The sequence below is a fragment of the Vibrio sp. V39_P1S14PM300 genome (assembly GCF_009904765.1).
Lineage (GTDB): Bacteria > Pseudomonadota > Gammaproteobacteria > Enterobacterales > Vibrionaceae > Vibrio > Vibrio proteolyticus.
On sequence record NZ_WXWP01000405.1, the window covers coordinates 7,365 to 12,343 of the forward strand.

Annotated in this window: 5 protein-coding genes; all 5 read left to right on the forward strand. The window is 48.3% G+C overall.

Annotated elements, in window-relative coordinates; all coding sequences use genetic code 11:
* The first annotated feature begins 19 nt into the window (after positions 1-19).
* The 5 genes from CAG65_RS21230 (at position 20) to CAG65_RS21250 (ending at position 4,911) form a co-directional block, all read left to right on the forward strand.
* On the forward strand, positions 20-637 hold the full coding sequence (locus tag CAG65_RS21230; protein ID WP_161454900.1) for an SDR family oxidoreductase: 618 nt from the start codon (positions 20-22) through the stop codon (positions 635-637).
* 12 nt (positions 638-649) lie between these two features.
* Positions 650-1,855, forward strand: coding sequence for an acetyl-CoA C-acetyltransferase (locus tag CAG65_RS21235; RefSeq protein WP_021705367.1), 1,206 nt, complete (start codon positions 650-652; stop codon positions 1,853-1,855).
* Between the two features lie 34 nt (positions 1,856-1,889).
* Positions 1,890-2,237, forward strand: a complete 348-nt coding sequence (locus CAG65_RS21240; RefSeq protein WP_021705366.1) for a phasin family protein — start codon at positions 1,890-1,892, stop codon at positions 2,235-2,237.
* Between the two features lie 57 nt (positions 2,238-2,294).
* Positions 2,295-4,097, forward strand: a complete 1,803-nt coding sequence (gene phaC, locus CAG65_RS21245; RefSeq protein ID WP_161454901.1) for a class I poly(R)-hydroxyalkanoic acid synthase — start codon at positions 2,295-2,297, stop codon at positions 4,095-4,097.
* Between the two features lie 121 nt (positions 4,098-4,218).
* Positions 4,219-4,911 carry an aspartate/glutamate racemase family protein gene (locus tag CAG65_RS21250; RefSeq protein WP_161454902.1) on the forward strand — a complete coding sequence of 231 codons (693 nt, stop codon included), beginning with the start codon at positions 4,219-4,221 and terminating at the stop codon, positions 4,909-4,911.
* The last annotated feature ends 68 nt before the right edge of the window (positions 4,912-4,979 follow it).

A 4,979-nucleotide genomic window follows, 5' to 3' on the forward strand; every position in this document is an offset into this window, starting at 1 on the left:
GCATTTCCGGCGCTGTCAATTGGAATGGTTCAATGAGAAACAGTTCAATGAAGAGCAAGTCAGACTGTTTGAGCTGGATGTCACCAATACGGAAGAGTGTGCGGTGCGACTTGGCGAACTGCTGGTCGAAGAGGGCACCATCGACGTGGTGGTCAATAATGCAGGTATCACACGTGACGGTGTCTTCAAAAAAATGACGCCTCAGGCGTGGAAAGAGGTCATTGAGACCAATCTCAATAGTTTATTCAACGTCACTCAACCTTTGTTTGCCGCAATGTGCGAAAAAGGCAATGGGCGAATCATCAATATTTCTTCAGTTAACGGTTTGAAAGGCCAGTTCGGCCAGACGAATTACTCGGCGGCCAAAGCCGGAATGATCGGTTTCTCCAAAGCGCTGGCTGCGGAAGGCGCACGCTCGGGCGTGACAGTGAATGTTGTCGCGCCAGGATACACGGCTACGCCTATGGTGGCGCAGATGAAACCTGAAGTCCTGGAGTCGATTACCAATCAGATTCCAATGAAACGCCTAGCTAAGCCGGAAGAGGTGGCTCAAGCGGTGTCTTACCTCGCAAGTGATGCAGGTGCCTATATTACTGGTGAAACGCTGTCGATTAACGGCGGCTTATACATGCATTAAGAGGTTCGGAACATGGAAAAAGTTTTTATTGTAGCGGCTAAGCGCACCGCTATCGGGTCGTTCGGCGGCAGCCTTAAGAATGTTCAGGCAGGTCCTCTGGCCGCGGCTGCGATTAAGGGGGCGCTGGAATCTTCCGCAGTGAATCCCGAGGCCGTCGATGAAGTGCTTGTCGGTAATGTGGTCGGTGCAGGTCAGGGCATGGGGGTTGGACGTCAAGCGGCGATTCTGGCCGGAATTCCGGAAACAACGCCTGCATATAGCCTCAATATGGTGTGCGGCAGCGGTATGAAAACTGTTATGGACGCCGTTTCTCATATTCGTAGTGGTGACGCAAACGTGGTAGTCGCGGCCGGTGTTGAAGTGATGTCGCAGATCCCCTTCATCGTCCCTTCCAGCATTCGAGATGGTCATAAAATGGGCAACATGAATCTGGTGGATCTTTTGATCAACGATGGCCTGACTGATGTGTTTAACCAATACCATATGGGCGTGACAGCGGAAAATATTGCTCGCGAAGTAGGGATTTCCCGTGAAGCGCAAGATGAGTACGCCTTGAATAGCCAGCAGAAAGCAGTGACGGCGATTGAAGCGGGTAAGTTTAAAGATGAAATTGTACCGGTAGAGATCAAGGTCAAGCGTGACTCGTTGCAATTTGATACGGACGAATACCCGAAATCCGATGCCACATTGGCGGGCTTGCAACGTCTGCGTCCTGCGTTTGATAAAGAAGGCACAGTGACAGCAGGTAATGCGTCTGGCTTGAATGACGGCGCCAGCGCTCTCATCCTGGCGTCTGAGTCGGCTGTCGACGCGTTAGGTTTACAGCCGCTTGTCGAGATTACCAGTTACGCTCAAACCGGGTTGGATCCCAAAGTAATGGGGTTAGGTCCGGTAGAGGCGGTGTCTCACGCACTGGAAAAAGCCAACCTGACGACTCACGACATGGATTTGTATGAGCTCAACGAAGCTTTTGCAGCACAGGCACTAGGTGTGGTTCAGCGTTTAGCAGAAAAGCATGATGTGTCGACAGATTCGATACTCAGCAAAGCGAATGTGAATGGCGGTGCTATCGCACTCGGTCATCCACTGGGCGCATCCGGAAACCGAATTCTGGTGACACTCGTGCATGAGCTTATGCGACGCAAAGGTCACTATGGCGTTGCCTCACTGTGTGTGGGCGGCGGTATGGGTACGGCAGTTATTGTTAAATCAGTTTAATTACATCAGTTATCAAACCATTAGGAGCAAAATCATGTACACGGATTTTTTTAAGACTTTCACTGATCAAACAGAGAAAAACATGGAACCTTACTTCAAGTTCAACAAGCTGGTTACAAAGAACGTTGAAGTGCTGACTGAGCTTCAGTTGAATGCTATTCGTACCTACAGTGAAATGGGTCTGACTCAAATGAAAGCGGCGAGTGAAATCAAAGATGTCACTTCTCTGGCGGCATTTAACAGTCAGCAACTATCAGTTCTGACGAAACTGTCTCAGCAAATGATGGACGACAGCAACAAGCTGCAATCTATCGCGAAAGAATTCAAAGAAGACGTTGAAAAGCTTACCTCGGAAAATCTTAAGTCAGTAACCCCGGCTTAAACCACTGCCTTTGCCGCTCCCCGTGAGCGGCTTTTTTCCGAATACAGGAGTAGCAACATGTTTCAACACTTCTTTTCGGACTACCTTATGAAGCTCCAGGAAACCAATCAACAATGGTGGCAAGATCTTGAGCTCACCAAGGCAGCCGTAAATTCTCCTCTCAATAAAGCCATGCAGGAAGTCAACTTTGAAGACTCCCTGAAGTTTTTTGAGCAAGCCGCCAACCAACCTGCTGTGATGCTGAAGTTACAGGCAGACTGGTGGCAGCAACAACTACAGATTTGGCAAAACGTTGCGTTAGCGGCGCAATCCGGTGATGTCATTGAGCCAGAGACTGGTGATAAACGTTTTGTGGATGAAAGTTGGCAAAGCGAAGCCTTCTATAATTTCATCAAGCAATCTTATCTGCTGTTCAGCAAAACGTATCTGGATACGATAAACAGTATTGAGGGCTTAGATGAAAAAACCAAAGAGCGGATTGTGTTTTTCTCTCGTCAGGCAATCAACGCGCTATCACCAAGTAATTTTATCGCCACCAACCCAGAGCTATTGAAGCTGACTCTGGAGAAAAACGGTGAAAACTTGTTGGCTGGCCTTGAGCAACTGAAAGAGGACGTAGAGTCGTCGGCGGACATTCTTAAAATTCGCATGACGAACAATAATGCGTTCAGAGTCGGTCATGATGTCGCGACGACCGCAGGGGACGTCGTCTATCAAAATGAATTGTTTGAGCTGATTCAATACCGTCCGCTGACTGAACAGGTGCACTCCACACCGCTGTTGATTGTGCCTCCGTTTATCAATAAGTATTACATTCTTGATCTGCGCGAAAAGAACTCAATGGTACGTTGGTTGCTGGAACAAGGACACAGCGTATTCATGATGTCCTGGCGTAATCCGGGTAAAGCACAAGCGCATGTAGAATTCGGCGACTATGTCACTGAAGGTGTGTTGAAAGCGGTAACTGCGATTGAAGAGATCACTGGTCAGGAACAGATGAATGCTGTCGGTTACTGTATCGGCGGTACGGTACTTGCCTCGACAATTGCTTACTACGCCGCTAAGCGCATGAAGAAAAGAATTAAATCTGCCACGTTTTTTACCACCTTGCTTGATTTCTCACAACCAGGTGAAGTCGGAGCATACATCAATGACACCATCGTCAGTGCCATTGAGGTGCAGAACAACCTTAAAGGGTATATGGACGGGCGCTCTTTGAGTGTGACGTTCAGTTTGTTACGTGAGAACAGCTTGTACTGGAACTACTACGTTGACAATTATCTGAAAGGGAAAAGCCCAGTTGATTTTGATCTGTTGTACTGGAACAGTGACAGCACCAACGTAGCGGCACCGACTCACAACTTCCTCCTGCGCGAACTTTACCTGGAGAACAAACTGATTCAGGATAAAGGGGTGAAAGTTGGTGGCGTGTGGATTGATCTGAATAAAATTAAGATCCCCAGCTACTTTATTTCAACCAAGGAAGACCATATTGCGCTTTGGCAGGGAACCTATCGAGGCGCGTTAAATGTGGGCGGGAATAAAACCTTTGTACTCGGTGAATCTGGTCACATTGCCGGGATTGTTAATCATCCGTCTCGCAACAAATATGGCTTTTGGATCAACGATACTCTGGAAGAGAGTGCGGAAGACTGGTTTGCTAGTGCGACGCACAAAGAGGGATCTTGGTGGACCCACTGGAATCAGTGGCTGTTGCAGTTCAGCGAAGATACTTTGGTCGAGCCTGCCGCCCAAGGGGCAGAAAACTATCCAGTGCTAGGCGATGCGCCGGGGCAGTATGTTAAGCAGGTCTTGCCGATAGTGGAAACTGAAGAACAAACAGAGCCTCAAAAAGCGTAACGTAACCATTAAAAGCCCGGGACCTCCGGGTTTTTTTATGCCTTTAAGTAAGGTAGAAAGACATTGGCTTGCTGCATTTAGAATTATCTGTTCTAGTGGTTACAGAACATAGGGAGGTTCAATGAAAACAATCGGATTATTGGGTGGCATGAGCTGGGAATCCACCGCCAGTTATTACTCAGCGATCAACCACGCGACAAAGCAAACGTTAGGCGGGTTACATTCCGCCAAACTCATCCTAAACAGTGTCGACTTTGCTGAAATAGAAGCTTTACAACATCAGGGTGAATGGCAGAAGACCGCCGAGATCCTTATCGACGCCGCTCAATCTGTCGAACGTGCGGGAGCCGATTTTTTGCTGATTTGCACCAATACAATGCACAAAGTGGCCGATGACATTCAGCAGCGTATTACGATTCCTTTGTTGCACATTGCTGATGCGACGGCTGAGGCCCTCAAGCGAGATGGTGTTGAAAAAGTCGGCTTGCTGGGGACGGCATTTACTATGGAACAGGGCTTTTATAAAGAGCACTTAAGTGAGCGTCATGGTATTGAGGTCATCATTCCTAACGGGGTTCAGCGTAAGCTGGTGCATGAGGTGATTTACCATGAGTTATGCCTAGGGCAGTTTAATCCTCGCTCGAAAGACGAATTTCTTACCATCGTCGCGGACCTCCATGAACAAGGCGCTCAGGCCGTCATTCTGGGTTGTACGGAGATTGCGCTGTTGATTCAGTCAGCGGACAGTGAAGTGCCTTTGTACGATACCACAGCCATTCACGCTCAGGCCGCTGTCAAAGCAGCAATATCTTAATTTATCCGATGACGGTTACAGCGGTTGAAAAGCGGCGGTAATCGTCATTTCTTCTGTTCTATTTGGAG